We start from the raw sequence: 16,235 nt of genomic DNA, 5'->3' as shown, positions 1-16,235 counted from the left end.
CACCGCTTTCAGAAGATACTTGAGCCTCTGACTTTCTTCGCAATGACATTCGCAAGGACGAGAAGGATGATGCTGACCCCTGATTTCAATATTCCTACCGCAACGCCATAGGAATAGTCATGGTTGTTAATTCCGAGCTGATAGACATATAAATCAAGGACCTCGATGTTATCGGCCGTTAATGCATTCTTGTAGACCAAATACTGCTCCATGCCCACGTTTATGAAATTGCCTATGCTTAGAATCAGCAACACAAGATAGGTAGGCGCTAGGCTCGGCAGCGTGATGTGCAATGCCGACTTGAATCTTCCTGCACCGTCAATGACGGCTGCTTCGTACAATTCCTGGTCGATGGCGCTAATACTTGCGACATAGACGATTGCGCCCCAGCCAAGCCCTTTCCATATGCCAAGAACAGTCTGAAACCAATAGACAGCCTCGCCTTTGGTCAGAATATTAGTCGGGTTTGTCAACCATCCGAGAGATTGCAAAACTTGATTCAGTAAGCCTTCGGTAGAAAATATCATGAACGTAAGCGAATACACGATAATCCAGCTCACGAAATTCGGCAGCGTCGTTGCGGTTTGAATAAAGCTTTTAAAGCGTTTCACCCTAATTTCGTTTATCAGTATCGCAAAGATCATCGGAAGCGGAGAAAGCGCTAGACCGATAAATGCAAAAATGAGCGTATTCTTCATGACGCGGATCATATCCGCCTTATCATGGAAGATTAATTCGAAGAACTTAAAGCCTACGAACTCGTTTTGAAAAAGAGGTATACCCGCTTTATAGTCATAGAAGGCATAAATCCATCCGAACAAAGGCATGTAGCTGAAAAGAAACACCAAGGCCATCAAAGGAAGCGCCATATATAGCAAGCCATAGCGCGCATTATTTCTGTAATTCATGCTTCACCAGCTTTCGGTTGTAGAATTGAGAAAGCCGCAGGTTTTGCGACCTTCTCAATGTTCTGATGCTTAGCTGTACCTTATTTTGTATCAACGGACTCGACATACTCTCTTGAAGCGTTCCATTGCTTGTCCCACCACTGCCATGCCTTATCTGCTCCTGCCGCATTGATATTTTTGATAAATTTGTCGCGTGCCGCGTTAAACTCCTCGTCACTCTTAGCCAGAACTAAAGTTGGGATCGCCTTTGTCGCGATTTCGTCCATCTTGGCGTCAATCCGCGATATGTCGGACGGTACGGCTCCGATGCCAATGTTAATGGCAGTCGCAAGCGATTTGCTTTGGTCAAAATGTTTGCCTTCAGCAACCATCTTCATCTGGAGTGCTCCAGGATATTCCACATTGTAGAACTTAGCAAAATCCTTTTGCAGTGCCGACAGGGAAGCTACAAGTCCTTCCTTCGTTTGGAAAAGATCGTACGGATAGCCGTTAGGGTCCTTGGATTTTCCGCCAGCGCCAATGAAGTTGGACATGTTGCCAATCCCCGTCTTCAGCCATTCTTCTTCACTTCCTGAGGTACGCAGGTCGATCGTGCTTTGCAGCAGCGTAGGTACTCCGTTCTTATTCTCCCAGTGCTTTCCTTCAACGCCCGAGTAATGGAGACGGTTGCCTTCCGGACTGTCTAAGAAGTCAAGAAGCTGTACTGCTTTTTCAATGTGTTTCGATGTTGAAGTGACGAACATCTCCTTATCGCCCCAACCAGCGATCGAGCGTGCGCCATACCAGGAATACTGGCCTTCGGCAGGAATCGCCATAAACCCTTTTGTCGTGTTCGGGTCCGCTTGCTTCATGGCAGTGTTGTACGAGCCAACATCCCATGTAATCTTCGCGCCTACATACTGGCCTCTAGCAGCCTTTTCACTCATCTCTTCGGACTTCATTGTGAAGCTATCCGGGTCTAACAGCCCTTCGCGATTAAGCTTGTTAAACAGCTTCATGGCCGCCCAGAACGGAGACTTATCTACATCCAGATAATTTTGAACAAGCGAGTTGTCCTTGACGCTCGATGCGTAACCCCATGTGGCGTTGTTCACATAACCCATGGAGGCAAATTTCCCAATGTTCCACTGCCAAAGCCCATCTGCACCTGGAATCCCGATGCCGTACACTTTTTGACCCGACTCGGTTGTAGGGTTCTTATCCCGCATCTGCTTCAATACACGAACATAATCGTCATCGTTGGCAATGGTAGGAGCGCCAAGCTCCTTATACAAATCCCAACGAACGACGTAGCCTGCCCAGCCTTCGGCACCAATATCTTCGCCTTCCGTGCTTGTGTTAGGCGTACGGAAGTACAGCTTCCCGTCTCCATTGCTTAAGAACTTGCGGATGATATCATTTCGAGTTGTGTAGGATTTGATGTTTGAACCGGTCTTATCCAGATAATCGTCCAGAGGAACGGCCAGTTTTGAATCGAGAACCTGCTGAACATAACTTACTGGGATTTTCATCAAATCAGGAAGATCGTTGCCTGCCAGAGCAAGGTTAAGCTTGTCCGTGTCGTATACGATCCACTCTAGTTTGATGTTGAGTTTTTTTTCAATTTCGGCGGTCACATCATCCGGCCACCATTTTTCATCCATTTGATTGCTCCCGCCTAATGTACCGAAGGTGAGCGTGATCGGTCCAGTGCTCTCCTCAGCCTCGTTAGCGCTTTCATTTTTGCTAGAACTTGAGTTTGTTTTGGCATTGCTAGTTTCTGAATTTGAACCTGGGGAGTTACTGCAAGCGGCTACTAGCATTCCAAATACAGCTAAAACCATCAATGAAATAGATAATTTCCTTGCCTTCATTTTAATCGCCCCTTTAGATAAACAGTTTTGATTCGTTCAAATTTCTACTTAACAATAACAAAACGGTTATAGTGGGCACTATAACCGTTTTTATCAACTTTTTGCATTTTCTACAGATTCCTGGACTTTCTTACGATTGATTTTGAAAATTACGTTTGTGCCCCGGCCTTCCATCGATTCGATGACAAGCCCAGATTCAATACCAGCTGAAAGCTTAAGCCGTTGATTGACATTGAGCAACCCTATATGTGTCTCGTGATCGTCATCCTCGTCACTGGAAGTTATCTCTCTCGTAAAATTAAGATTATAGCTATCTGCCAATATAGGATCCATCCCTGCTCCGTCATCTGATACGGCAACCGTTAAAAATTCGTCGTCCGTCGTAAGCTTTACTTGTATAATCATCGGTTGATTAGGAACGAAGGCATGCTCAAAACAGTTTTCGATAATCGGCTGGAGTGAGAAACGGGGTACTAGAAGACGCTGAACTTCCTCAATATCAACATCATCCGCATACTCGACAACGTGTCCAACTTGATTGCCGAATCTCAATTCCATCAGCTGAAGATAGTTCTCACAAAATTGCAGCTCCTCACCGATTGTCCAATGAAACTGCTGCGAGCTAAATACAGGTCTGAGCAGTTTTATCAACACGACAAGCGCATCAGCAACATTGTCTGAGCCGGAAAGCGTCGCCATCCATCTTATAGACACGATCGTATTATAAAAGAAGTGCGGCTTGATTTGATTTTGAAGGGAACCCAGTTCCAGCTTATGTTTTTCTCTCTCCATCATTTTGCTTTTCTCAATAAGCGAATTAATGTTATTCAGCATATTATTAAATGCAGAACCAATGACATCCATCTCATAAACACCGGTATTCTGATTTGCTTTCTGCGTCAGATCCCCTTTTCCGATCATTCGGAAAACCTTGAGAAGTGCGTATAGCGGCTTCGTTACAATCATAAATCCGACCGAGTATAACGCTGCTATCAAAATCGCTACACCGATTGCTACAAGAATCATGATGGGCTTGATGACTGAGATGTTCTGCTGATAAAACGAAACAGGCATGGATTTTACCATCCACCAACCTGTATTTTTCATGTGATAATACACAAGTTCATTCTTCTCATCATTAGAAGAGACCTCAAAGCTGCCTGAGTTCATCGACTTGTCTATTTTGTCAAAATAGTAAGGAACTTCACCGAACCCCTCAAGGCTCGTACCTGAAAAAAGCCTACCCTGCTCATCCAGCATGACGATTTCGCCGTGTTCATCGTTAAGCTGTCCATAGTATTGGCGTAGAACACTCTCTTTGAGTGATACAAGCAGGACGTCTCCGAAGTTTTCAGAATTTCGTTTCTTTTCCATTGACCTAATGCCGGCAATATAGATATCGGTGGACTGAAGAGCGCCATTGACGTGGCTTTGAGAGAAATATTGTCTCGGATACTGAGTCGTCCACACAATTTTCCAAGGATTGTCAACAGCTTCGGCATAATCGTTAGTCGAGAAAAACGGGTGATGGCTATGGTTTGAAAAGAATGTCCTAGGGCTCGATGTTCCGCCTATCTCCCCATTCTTTTTAAAGATAATAATGGAATTCATCGCATCATACGATGCGAGCATTTGATCCAATTTGGTTATTAGTTCTACTTCTCCCTGTGTTTTCTCAACCTCGCCAAGTTTACTGTTGTGAAGAAACGACTGTACAGAATCCATGTTCTGCACGGACATCGAGAATCTCAGCACATTGCTAAGAAGCAGCTCGATGCTAGTTTCGATCTTTGAAAAGCCGGCAATGGTGGATTTCTCATTTTCTTTCAGCATGATATCTGTTACAACATGAATGATGATTGTAAAACCAATAGTGAGCGACATTGTTAGCGCGATTAGCGTGATCAGGAGCATTCTGTATTTAATTTGACTGAATAATACCTTTAGCTGCTTCATGTTTAACCTTTTTTCTCCGTTTTTAATTGCATTCTTCTCCACTTACTAGGACTTACGCCGATTTTTTCTCGAAACAGTCTGCTGAAATACGCTTCATCTTTAAACCCGCAAAACGTTGCAACTTCGCTGATCGGCAAATCGGTCGACTCAAGCTTTTCTTTTGCACCTTCAAGCCGGAGATGATTCAAATACATAATAAAGCTAATTCCGGTTTGTTGTGAGAATAGATTGGAAAAATAATTCGTGCTAAGCCCTACCATCGAAGCAGCATCATTCAGAGTAATATCTTTGCTGGAATTACTCTCAAGATGTTTGATAATCGTCTTGATTTCGCTTCTGAATACATTGCCCCTTCTAAAATTCTCATAGTGAAGGTCATCGAAATAAATGCACTCGACTATTCCCTGCTGTCGTTGAACAGTCTGCTCAAACAAGTCAATCAGCTCCGGAAGTTCTGACAGGTCATCAAAAGTTTTCACCAACAGCCCGAATCTGGCAGAACAGGTTTTTTCAATATATTTCCAGACACTTTTAATATCCTCATGCAGGGCGCTGCCTTTCTTGTATAAGCAGATCAACCTGGTGTTCGTCCTGCAGCAAACAATACCATCAAATCGTTCCTTAAAGATTTCGATTATTGTCGGTATCAGTATATCTAATTTGCCCTCTACGGGAAGAATGACTTCTAGCAGAGTTGAATAGTCGTGCGCGTTACCCATTTTGTTCTTCATCGCCATAAAAGAGGTAAACTCTATTTCCCTGTCCAAGGCATACTTTTGCAGTAGACTCTCAAAACTTCTTGGAGAGCTCGCATTACTTGCTTCAAGTTTCTTTCCAGATCCAAGATACTTATGATGAATCTTTGACAATGTGCTTATCACTTCAGTGGCTGTCATTGTTGCCTTTAGGAGGTAAGAAAAAATGTTGTATTTGGCTACCTCTTTAAGCGTTTCAAAATCTTCTAGACATGATATGACCACGATTTCACAATCATCATCCTGTTCCCGGATCTTCCGTATTAGCTCGATTCCATCTAATCGTGGCATTCGGATATCCGTAAAAACAATATCAGGGCGATGCTCCAGATAAAGATGAAATGCAGAAACACCATCAGGAGCATCCGCTACAACAGTAAATGGCAGGTTGGCATTTGATATCGATACTTTAATTCCGATTCTGGCTAGAAACTCATCTTCAGCAATTAATACGGACAATTCTTTATTCATTGCAGTCTAGGCCCCTTAAAAATAGCGCTTTCAATTATTAGTAGAGCATGCATGACGAAAATTAATAAATCCTAGTTTTAACAAACCTTTTCCTTTGCGCAATGCATGATGGCTGACTCTATATTCAATAATCTAGCAGATGTGATTCAATAATGACCGTATCAGGTCCGCAAACATGACTTACTATCCGTTCCAGCTCGAACTATTCCAGTTCTTTGTAAATACGCGATCGATTGTTTACTTTCAAGTTCTAACCCGGCTTTCTAAGATATGACGTAGGGTGTTTCCCATTTAATGCTATGTATTAGAAGTCATCCATCTCAAGAGGGTGGTCAATCTGATGATCGAAGCGATCAAGCTCAATTGTAATAACCGCATGTATTTTCCAGGAAAGTAATAATATCTTCACCTTGTTCGGGTAGTATCCAATATAGAATATGTGCTGTTTTCATTGCTGGAAAGCTTTCTTTAATAACAGTTAAAAACCTGCGCATGGATCCATCATTCAATAAGCGATTTTTCGAAGCCTGCAATTCCCTTCTGTATTCCTGTTCAGTGATAGTCCTTTAAGTTTCATACATCCACCTACTTTCGTGCCAACGCCTAACCTATTATAAACTTATTCTACGCTCTTTATCGTATTACCTTTCGTTCTATCCTGCCGTTTATGTAGAGTAAATCTCCCGTTAGCCCTTCATGCAACTCTTATACTGCACCAAAGAGCATGAAAGTTAATTCGTTCTTTCATGGTAGTTGAACGAAGTGCAGTCGGTCATTTCTTGCTTGATGCTTCATCAATGCGATTTCTAAGCTTTTTGCAGGAATGAGATCAAGTTCTTGTCAATTTCGGTAATGGGATCAAGTTCTTGTCATTTGGTTTTGACAAGAACTTGATCCCATAATAAAAAAAACCGCGATTATCGCGGTCTTTAATGAGAAAATGTTCTTGTCACCCGACAGTTGTTCTGCATATTCTCTTCTATCCTCAACATTTGTTCTTCGCACTTCACTTCTATACAAATCATCATTAATATATCTTGGAAATACATGCAGATGATAATGCCATGTATCTTGATTTCCAGCAGGTGAGTATAAGCAGGTGAGCATAGTTACCGAGAGAAGTTGCTATGAATTATTAAAATAAAGTGTGATACGACTTAGCCGTCGGCATTGGCTGGGATAAAGAAAAACTCTGAGTGGTTTTCCCACTCAGAGTAAAATAAATGTTACTGCTTACCTCTTAACACATCGAATACCTCATCGCAGTATAACGGTTTTCTAATTTCCCACATAATTCAATTGCCCTTTCAAATGCACCTTCGGGATTACATACTGCAAATCTCACTGATATCTCATCAACTTCATTTTTCTTTACTCCTGTGCCAATCTGAACCTCAACAATGCTTGATTCATCGTTATACGAATAGTAGCACTCAGCATCGTCAGTCCCCCACATATCTTTAGGAGTATATTGATGAAAATTTAAATTAGATTCGAGAACCGTTCTGATATCTGTGAACAATATTGAATCCGAACCAACTGTCTCCCAACCATCATCAGTAAGCCTGGCATTATTTATTCTTGGGGTAAAGAAGAAAGTTATAAGATTCTAACCCCATACTATCTGCCTCCTGCTTCATAAGTTTGTTTTAATAATTCGTCAGGGGTTACACCCCAAGCACTCTTTAGTTCCGCTTCGGAAATGTATTCGACTGGGACATTTGTAATCCCTGCTTGTCTAGCCGCAGCCGCTCGATGGTGTCCATCAACTATTATTGTTTTTCCATTGACCTCGAAAACCTTAATTGGCGGACCATTCCAACCGTAGATCATTATGCGGCTTTAAAACAAATAATAGTGCCCAACTAAGCTTTTAAAGCAAGGTTCGGCACTTTCGGATTGTGCCGACATGTTGTCGTTCAACTAAAGTTTCCCGTTAGTTGAGAAAACGTATCTCGTCACGTCGCTTGTCATTTGGTTTTGACAAGAACTTGGCCTTAAAAAATAAAAGCCGCGATTTTGGTATTATCCCCGTCAAGTAGACACTCAAAAAAAACCTTCATGTTATCATGGGGGTTTGAGTGCCACTTGGAGGGGATATTTTTATGGCTAAAAAAGGACAAACATTTCAAACGTATTCTGAAGAATTCAAACTGAAGGCAGTCCGAGCGTATGTTGAAGGCTCAGCGAGTTACAAAGTAACAGCCGAACGAGAAGGAATTCGAAGCTGTACTCAACTGAAAGTTTGGGTGAAGAAATGGCAAAATGGGGAGCCGTTCGATGAGCGAAAAGGCAACGAGCTAAACCCTCTGAAGGGACGCCCTCGCACAACTTTTGACAGCGTAGAGGAAGAACGAGACTACCTGAAGGCGCAGGTGGATTATTTAAAAAAGCAGTATCCCAATCTAGTAAAGGAGAAGCGCTAAATCAGCGAGAGAACTACGGAATAATGGAGGAACTACGCCCCTTGCACGGCATTACATGCTTGTTAGCCATTGCGGGGATACCTCGGTCCAGTTATTACAAATGGCGAGCCACACAGCCGCAGCGCAAGGCGAGGCAAGACAGCGATCAGGAGATTAAGGAACACATGATGGCCATTCATTTTGCGCATCCAGAATTCGGCTACCCTCGCATGACGACCGCTCTGTGGGAGTCAGGCTACAACGTGAATCACAAGAAAGTGTCGCGAATCATGAAAGAACTATCGATCCAATCGATCATTCGAAAGAAACGGAAGCTGTCCAGCTACACCCCTTCTGTCGTGTATCCAAATCGCTTAAACCGTCAATTCCAAGCCACAGCGCCACAACAAAAAATGGTGACGGACATTACCTATATTTCGGACGGAACCCGATTTCATTATTTATCCGTCATTCAAGATCTATTTAACAATGAAATTGTCGCGTGGCAATTATCGCAAAGAAACGATGTAGAGCTAGTATTGGATACCATCACGCAATGGACAAGAAAAAGAGACGTCTCGGAAGCCGTGCTCCATTCGGATCAAGGCTTCCAATACACGTCTCAAGCGTACAACACACGATTAAAAGCATTCGGCGTTAAAGGCAGCCACTCTCGCAAAGCAACCTGCCTGGATAACGCATGCATCGAATCCTTCTTTTCGCATCTCAAAACAGAGAAGCTGTACCTCAAACAGTTTAATTCAGGAGCGGAAATTCAGCAAGCGGTGGAGGAGTACATTTATTACTACAACTACCACCGCTTTCAGGCCAAACTAAAACAACGCGCACCGATTGAGTATCGATGCGCGTTGGCTGCTTAGCTTTTTTCAGCTGTCTACTTGACAGGGGTATGACCATTTTCGCGGCTTTTATTTTTCATAAGTCATGATTTCAAAACCTCATTGTAAAACTCCTCTAAAGAAACCCTAAGTTTGAGCATTTTAAGCGAGATCTTACTCGGACCGATATACCGTATATGCCATGGCTCATACTTGTAACCTGTGATATGCTCCTTGCCTTTTGCATACCGGACGATATATCCATATTCAGCGCTATGCCGACCGAGCCACTTCGCCTCCTTCGTATACTCGAAGCACGAGGATACGGCGCACTTGCCATTCGCGCCGCTAATGTCAATCGCGAGCCCCGTCTGATGCTCGCTCGTTCCGGGCAGCGCGCTGTATTTCATTGCTTCGATATAGCCATCTCTTTTCATGTAGCTTTCGAACAGCCATTTCTGCGTAGCGTACGAACGGTATCCGGATACCCCGCTCAAATAAACGTTATCCTTCCTTGCGGCTGCAAACATTTTCTCCAATGCCTTCGCCGCTTCCCGTCGCATTAGTCGCTTTTCGATTTTTTCTTTGAACAGAAAAGGTACATTTGGATAGACTAAATCTTTAGGCTTGTAGGTTTTCGGCAAATATATATGTTTGTTCACTATGGCCCCAATCGATGCCGGATACTTCGATGGAAACATCGTCTGTGCCGAAGTGTTTTCGTTATCTATGTGAATTGGCTTATTATCGTTTGATTGGGAATGATATGAATTTGGCAGGGGCTCTGGATTCTTATGCTTGCTGCAGCCTGTTACACTGAAGAGCAAAATAAATGTAAATAAAATTACGACCACATGTTTTCGATTCATCCGAACACCTCTTTAGAATATGTTCAACAACATAATGTTCGAGTTGTCGACCTATTCCTAGCATGAGCTAAGCGTCCCCTATTGATGATTATCAATATTTGGTCACAGTAGCAATATCGCTTTGATATCGCTTTCGGAACTTAAGACTCAAAAAAGCAGCCCTTTAAGTCAGAATGAGCGACGGCAAACCCAGCTGCTTGTTGATACTGAATAACTCCATAATCAATACCACTTTCGGGAGAAGTCGCGAGTGCACAGCACAGCCCTATATACGCCCATGTTCACGCCGGGAAACGTTGTTCATCATGGATTACTATTTGCGAAATTCCTCTGACGCATCCGTCTCGTCTTAACTTTTTTGCAACTATTTCGTTACTCATTTGTAACGAACTCCGTCCGCGTATTGGGTAAGATGAGCATGTAAGAAACAAACCCTTGTCCAAGTTTCTTCGAAGAATCATTGACATGCCAGTGAATAGTCGTAAAGGTTCTTACACAATGAGGAGGAATGAATAATGAACGTATATATTTCTGCAAAAAAAACGGCGATTGCCGCAGTGGTTGCCGGAACCTTAGCTCTGTCCGCCGCCGGTGCCGTTCCGACTTACGCATTCGCATCCGCTTCTCCGGTTGACGCTCATACGAAGGCTCTCGAAACGCTGATGAGCTTATACAAACCAGCTCTCCAAGGCCAGTTTCCGAATTTTCACGGCTTTACACTCGGTTCGACCACGCACGGAACGGTCATCAAGGCGATCGGTAAAGCCGAATCCCCGGCAAAAGATGCCGACAGCTTCGACGTTTATCATGCGGAAATGGGACATCCAGGCTACGCGATAAACTACAAGTTGAACAGAATACGTGAAATGCGCTACTTCGGAACGAACGTCGAGCGCGAGACTAACCTCGGCGGTATTTCCGTCCGCATGCTCATCCAGCATTGGGGCGCACCGAATGAATCGGTTCTAATTAAATCGGGCAAAACCGTACAAAAGAAAATCACCTACGTCCGCGGCAAGTACCAACTGGAATTCATTTTCAATGGCACGACCGGGATGGGAATTGACCATATCAACCTCGTGAACAAATCAGTTAAGTAACCCCATTTACAGTCGCTCGCGTCAACGCTTATTGAAGTTTTCACGCCGAACGGCGAAAGCGAAAACCACAAGGCATGCTTCTCCTGGGCATGCCTTGTTTGCATACGGCCATAACCCGGTTCTCCCCTCTTCCCTGCCAGTTGTCTCAGGATTGTTCACATGGTCATTACCAATATTCCCCAAACCAACTACTGTACGAGCTTCAAACTCCAGGATTTTAGGTATCAAGGTTTCGGTTGCCATATCTACACTTCCTCCCATAATTACTCTTAGTGTTTGGGGGAAAACCACGGGTTTATAGTTTCCATATTTGCCCGATAGCGAAACAAAAATTCCCTGTTAGTTTAATCTGTTAATGCAAATATGGTTGGATTAACAATATAAGTCCAATGGCTGCACATATTTCAGTTCCGATTTAACTTACAGAATAATCCTAATGCCTCTTAATTTCAATTTATAAGTAATCATTCCGCTAAACTGCCAGTTAGTTGAGAAACGACAGCCATATATTCTTTTTCCATTCGGTGACTTCGGCTTAAGTTAAGATAGCCTCCTCGTCGGGGGCATGGTAAATTAATCTTATAGCCGAGCCCTTGAGGGTCGGCGGAAGAAGCGAAAGAACGGAGTGAGCCCATGAAATCTGTAATTGGTTGGGGTTTTATCGGAGCAGGCGGAATTACGAAGCGGGTTATGAACGACTTCAAGGAATTGAGCGATGCTAAATTGGTCGCTGTGTTTTCCCGTACGGAAGATAATGCGGTGCAGTTAGCGCTGCCTTACGGTGCAAAGGCTTACACCGACTGTGAAGCCATGATCCGGAACCCGGAAGTGGATGCCATCTATGTCGCCACGCCGCACCATCTCCATATGGAACATGCTTGTTTGGCACTTGAATTAGGCAAGCCGGTGTTATGCGAGAAGCCGTTCGCTCCGAATGCCGCGCAGGTTCGGAAGATGGTTGAGAAAGCGAGAGAAACCGGAACGTACCTTATGGAAGCGATGTGGACCCGATTCTTCCCGGTAACGCGCAAGGTCATGCAGTGGGTTTCGGACGGCGCCATTGGAGACGTGCATTACTTAACGGCGGACTTCGGATTCTCCGCTGCGGAGAACCCTCAATCGCGCCTGTTCAATCCCGATATGGCCGGGGGCAGTCTACTCGATGTCGGCGTTTACGCAGTCTCCTACGCCTCGATGGTTTTCGGTTCCAAGCCAGTCGAGGTGCTCAGTCGTTCCCGCTCTACTTCTACTGGAGTGGATGCCCGAATGGCATGCTTGCTGGAATATGAGAACGGACAGATGGCTTCGCTCTTCTCTTCCATCTCGACTTCGACGCCGCAAGAGGTTCGCATCATCGGAACCAAGGGCCATATTGAAGTTCCGCGGTTCTGGTCCCCTAGAGTAGCCAGATTGATCATAGGGGATCGGCTTGAGGACACAATCAAGGATGAACGGATCGGGGAAGGTTTCGGCTATGAATTTACAGCCGTACATGAAGACTTGCGGGCAGGCCGGAAGGAGAACGCCTTGATCACGCTCGACGAATCAATCGCGGTCGCCGAAACGCTGGATACCTTAAGAGCCCAGTGGGGGCTTGTCTATCCGTTCGAGGGGTAAGCTGTCGTATTTGGGGGACCCGTTGTATAGGTTATTCTTAAATTTCCTGCATTATCCTGCCCGTTAGCGTAATAAGGCTGCCGGTTAGCGCCGGCAGCGCCGGTGTGTTAAACTATCGTTCTTCGTGAGCGTAATGAATTAAGATTCTTTCTGATAAAGGTATGCCAATAATTCTAATGGTTCTATCACTTTTCCTATAAGATTGGCGTTCCAATCCGTACCAATGAGTAAATTATCGTTATCAAGTCCAGGAATCCAAGTATTCACAAAATCATCAAGCGGTATCGAATGTTCACTGTAATGTACCCACTCTTCAATAGCACATTGTTTTGCAAAGGCTCTTTCCGACCAGAAAGGCATTACATCTGTTTCTTCAAAATCGTTCGAAGGCGAAACACACCAGCCGTCTTCGGATTTTAAACCCCACACAAGCTGGGTTTCTATTATCTTCTTAACGAATTTTTCAAAACGATACTCAGAATCAATTTTCAGCCCCAAATTGTTCGACATAACATACTCCTTTGTAGGTGTTTATTTTAAAGTATCATATATTCCACTATCCTGCCCTTTAGTTGAATTGGGGGCTCAAGGCCCCCTAAAAGTAACGCCTGTATAGTTCTCTCCGTCGTTCTCCCCGTAATTGGGCATAATCTGCGTTGTTGAAGCTTTGTCATGACCTAACATTCCTTGAATAAACTCCAACGGTGCGCCATTATCTAGCAGATGACATGCGTAAGTATGACGAAACCGATGTGGGTATACATTCGCCTTCACTTTACTTCGTGCAGCTAATTGTTTAAGTTCATAACGGATTGTCGAGATCGACATACGGCGAGTAGGTAAGCTCTCTGTAACAAAGAGTGCTATACAGGAATCCGTACGGTCCTTTAAGTATCTCTTTAACCAGATTTTGCATTCCGTTGTAAAGTAGACTTCTCGTTGCTTAGAACCTTTACCATGCACAACTGCCGAGCAGTTTTCCCAGTTTATGTCCTCAATATTTAATTGATGCACCTCGCCAACACGGCAGCCAGTACAATAAAAGAAATCAAGAAGTGCGTGTTCACGTTTAGAAACGCAAGTAATCTTCAGATGAATGATATCTTCTTCAATTAGGAATTTAGGAGTGCGTTTGTCCATCTTTGGTTCCTTCAGTTTTAGAGCAGGGTTACGAGCCATATGTCCTTCTTCAAATGCAAAACGGAATAGGGATCTGATGAAACGAACTTTGTGGGCTAAACTGCTTGGCTTCAAGCTTTCAGATTGTTTGGCTAGATATTCCTTGAGCAACGTTAAAGATATTTCTTCAATATTCAGGTTGCCAACCTCGCGGATCAGAACTTTTAACTGTAGTGAATATGCCTTCAACGTATACGGACTAAAACCCAAAATACGCTTATCGGCCTCATACAACAACCATAATTCGCTCATCTTCATAACAAAACCTCCCAAGGGCTAATTACTTTTAGCTTCGCTAAATTTGGGAGGTTTAATCTGTATACTATGTTACCTGTACGACGAATCTGCAGTATGATACATCGGCTGTTTTATCTCTCCGCTTCAGTAATATCAAGCAATTAAAGAACTTTATTTTAAACAAGCCTCATTTCAGACCAGCGTGATTAAAGAACTTTATTTTGCGTTAAAGAACTTTATTTTCAGTTAAAGAACTTTATTTTCCCTCATCAAGAGGACAGTCAAGCCTCCAAATTTTAACTTTGTAATGTAATTGTAATATTTCCTTCATATTCCTTTCATGTTGAGCCTTTATAATAAACACATGACCCCCCTTTATTATATATTTTCTCTTGCGCCTGCGGATATGCCGCAGGCCTCTTTGTTTTTTACGAGACTTTTCGCGGAGAATAGTAGACTTCGATGGAATAGCGTAATTCTTTTGTAAGGAACCCGCCGGTTTCATGTGTGACTGTATGAAGATAGCGTCATAGATGGATGTATATACACTCCCCTAGTATTTGTTATAATTAGAGGGAGTAGATATTCCCATTTAAGCAGGTGCACAACATGAATTTATATTTAGATTCACGCACGATTATCATTGCGCTTGGAATCGGTTACTTATTGGCATTATCTCTTGGCAGCTCCTATTGGCTGGATCGTACGAATTTAGCATCTATTAAAAGCTACCTATTCGCGAAATGCTTGCAAATTATAGCCTGGTTTAGTATGGCGTTTCGAGGAGATATCGTACCGGACTTAGTAACCATCAGTTTCGCGAACTCAATTCTATTAGCAGGGACTGCCATCGAAATGGTAACCCTCTTGAATCTTCATAAACCTATTGGACTCAAGACCAATATACGATATACGATTATGACGATATGCAGCATTATCGGCTTTCAATTGATTCTCCTTCTTCATAACAAGGAAGATATCCGAATTGCCTATATCTCTTGGGTAACTGCAGCAATGTTAATTCCAGCCTATCGGCTCCTTCTCGAGCGAGGAACAACTATGCTTAGGAGAGTTACTGGTAGTCTATATATGATTGCAATTGTCGTTTTTGTGGCAAGAGGGATAATTGCATTACAGTCCGTGGAATCAGCTAGTTTCTTCATTCCGGGAATCTTTCAATTGATTTCGATATTGGGGATATTCCTGCTTACCGTTCTGGGGAGTATAGCATTTGCATTGCTTTTGAAGGAGAAAACCAATCAAGAATTAGTGCAGCTAGCCAGCTACGATGACTTGACAGGAACACTGAACCGCAGGACCTTTACGCTCCAAGCAAAGCTGGCTCTTGCTCACTACGCGAAGAAGGGGAAACCTGTATCCTATCTGCTCTTCGATATTGATTGGTTCAAAACCATTAATGATACGTATGGCCACTACGTCGGCGATCTGGTGTTGCAGGATCTGGCATCACGGATCAAGCAGCAGCTGGACAGCGAGGATTTGTTTGTCCGGTATGGAGGCGATGAGTTCGGTCTTATGCTCCCTGGGAAGAATGAAGCCGAATCCACCGAACTAGCCGAACGGATTAAACATTCGTTAAGGGGCTCGGTTAGCGAAGATCCACTGGTACCTTATACGGTCAGTATGGGCGTCCTCACTATAGTGCCGAATAAACACACGGAGCTGGAGACGTTATACGCAACTTGCGACAAAGCCCTTTACACGGCAAAGAGCAATGGAAGAAACGGCATGTTCCGCAGCCGATCCGAGCAGTTACATGAAGCGATTGCATCGTTTTGATGCTCGTAATCAAACTGTAATATTCCCTTCATACTTCTTTCATACTCTCCTCATCTTTTCTTCATAATCGGTCTATATAATAAGTGGCATGACCCCCCTTTTAAAATATATTTTTCTCTAGTGCCTGCGGAGATGCCGCAGGCCTCTTTTTTTATCTTCAGCTTCGATTGAATAGAAATAGACCGCCCTATTATTACAAAGGCGGTTATCCCATCATATGAACTTCTTGAGCTCAATTTCGTCACG

Annotated in this window: 14 protein-coding genes; 6 read left to right on the top strand and 8 right to left on the bottom strand. The window is 43.5% G+C overall.

Going from position 1 to position 16,235, the window contains the following annotated elements:
• Positions 1 to 8: 8 nt before the first annotated feature.
• Entirely contained in the window at positions 9 to 908 is a 900-nt protein-coding gene (locus AC50Y3_RS07830; protein WP_494818213.1) for an ABC transporter permease, read from the bottom strand.
• An 80-nt stretch (positions 909 to 988) separates the two neighbouring features.
• The gene (locus AC50Y3_RS07825; RefSeq protein WP_494818212.1) at positions 989 to 2,551 is read right to left on the bottom strand and encodes a type 2 periplasmic-binding domain-containing protein; all 1,563 of its coding nucleotides are present in this window, start codon (positions 2,549 to 2,551) and stop codon (positions 989 to 991) included.
• Positions 2,552 to 2,585: 34 nt separating this feature from the next.
• Between AC50Y3_RS07825 and AC50Y3_RS07820 the strand changes: the two genes are divergently transcribed.
• Complete coding sequence (locus tag AC50Y3_RS07820) at positions 2,586 to 2,792, top strand: hypothetical protein (RefSeq protein WP_494818211.1); 207 nt, start codon at positions 2,586 to 2,588, stop codon at positions 2,790 to 2,792.
• Positions 2,793 to 2,854: 62 nt separating this feature from the next.
• Here the strand turns inward: AC50Y3_RS07820 and AC50Y3_RS07815 are convergent, their stop codons facing one another.
• A complete protein-coding gene (locus AC50Y3_RS07815) occupies positions 2,855 to 4,717 on the bottom strand; it encodes a cache domain-containing sensor histidine kinase (RefSeq protein WP_494818210.1) in 1,863 nt (620 codons plus the stop codon).
• Between the two features lie 2 nt (positions 4,718 to 4,719).
• Positions 4,720 to 5,943, bottom strand: a complete 1,224-nt coding sequence (locus AC50Y3_RS07810) for a response regulator transcription factor (protein WP_494818209.1) — start codon at positions 5,941 to 5,943, stop codon at positions 4,720 to 4,722.
• Between the two features lie 2,105 nt (positions 5,944 to 8,048).
• Between AC50Y3_RS07810 and AC50Y3_RS07805 the strand changes: the two genes are divergently transcribed.
• Together AC50Y3_RS07805 and AC50Y3_RS07800 are read left to right on the top strand one after the other, a co-directional pair.
• Entirely contained in the window at positions 8,049 to 8,369 is a 321-nt protein-coding gene (locus tag AC50Y3_RS07805; RefSeq protein ID WP_494818208.1) for a transposase, read from the top strand.
• 20 nt (positions 8,370 to 8,389) lie between these two features.
• The gene (locus AC50Y3_RS07800) at positions 8,390 to 9,229 is read left to right on the top strand and encodes an IS3 family transposase (RefSeq protein WP_494818608.1); all 840 of its coding nucleotides are present in this window, start codon (positions 8,390 to 8,392) and stop codon (positions 9,227 to 9,229) included.
• 62 nt (positions 9,230 to 9,291) lie between these two features.
• On the opposite strand, the gene AC50Y3_RS07795 is transcribed toward AC50Y3_RS07800, so the two are convergent.
• Positions 9,292 to 10,056, bottom strand: a complete 765-nt coding sequence (locus AC50Y3_RS07795) for a M15 family metallopeptidase (protein ID WP_494818207.1) — start codon at positions 10,054 to 10,056, stop codon at positions 9,292 to 9,294.
• Between the two features lie 515 nt (positions 10,057 to 10,571).
• On the opposite strand from AC50Y3_RS07795, the gene AC50Y3_RS07790 reads away from it, so the two are divergent.
• A complete protein-coding gene (locus tag AC50Y3_RS07790; RefSeq protein ID WP_494818206.1) occupies positions 10,572 to 11,156 on the top strand; it encodes a YjgB family protein in 585 nt (194 codons plus the stop codon).
• A gap of 21 nt (positions 11,157 to 11,177) precedes the next feature.
• On the opposite strand, the gene AC50Y3_RS07785 is transcribed toward AC50Y3_RS07790, so the two are convergent.
• Positions 11,178 to 11,399 carry a hypothetical protein gene (locus AC50Y3_RS07785; protein WP_494818205.1) on the bottom strand — a complete coding sequence of 74 codons (222 nt, stop codon included), beginning with the start codon at positions 11,397 to 11,399 and terminating at the stop codon, positions 11,178 to 11,180.
• A gap of 390 nt (positions 11,400 to 11,789) precedes the next feature.
• Here AC50Y3_RS07785 and AC50Y3_RS07780 point away from each other — a divergent pair, with 390 nt between their 5' ends.
• On the top strand, positions 11,790 to 12,773 hold the full coding sequence (locus AC50Y3_RS07780) for a Gfo/Idh/MocA family protein (protein ID WP_494818204.1): 984 nt from the start codon (positions 11,790 to 11,792) through the stop codon (positions 12,771 to 12,773).
• Between the two features lie 138 nt (positions 12,774 to 12,911).
• Here AC50Y3_RS07780 and AC50Y3_RS07775 read toward each other — a convergent pair whose 3' ends face one another.
• On the bottom strand, positions 12,912 to 13,283 hold the full coding sequence (locus AC50Y3_RS07775; RefSeq protein WP_494818203.1) for a DUF2750 domain-containing protein: 372 nt from the start codon (positions 13,281 to 13,283) through the stop codon (positions 12,912 to 12,914).
• A 75-nt stretch (positions 13,284 to 13,358) separates the two neighbouring features.
• The gene (locus AC50Y3_RS07770) at positions 13,359 to 14,210 is read right to left on the bottom strand and encodes a tyrosine-type recombinase/integrase (protein WP_494818202.1); all 852 of its coding nucleotides are present in this window, start codon (positions 14,208 to 14,210) and stop codon (positions 13,359 to 13,361) included.
• A gap of 588 nt (positions 14,211 to 14,798) precedes the next feature.
• Between AC50Y3_RS07770 and AC50Y3_RS07765 the strand changes: the two genes are divergently transcribed.
• On the top strand, positions 14,799 to 15,989 hold the full coding sequence (locus tag AC50Y3_RS07765; protein ID WP_494818201.1) for a GGDEF domain-containing protein: 1,191 nt from the start codon (positions 14,799 to 14,801) through the stop codon (positions 15,987 to 15,989).
• The last annotated feature ends 246 nt before the right edge of the window (positions 15,990 to 16,235 follow it).

This window comes from Paenibacillus sp. J22R98 (assembly GCF_059383835.1).
Note: the sequence above shows the minus strand (reverse complement) of the source record. Positions and strands in the feature narration are given on the sequence as shown.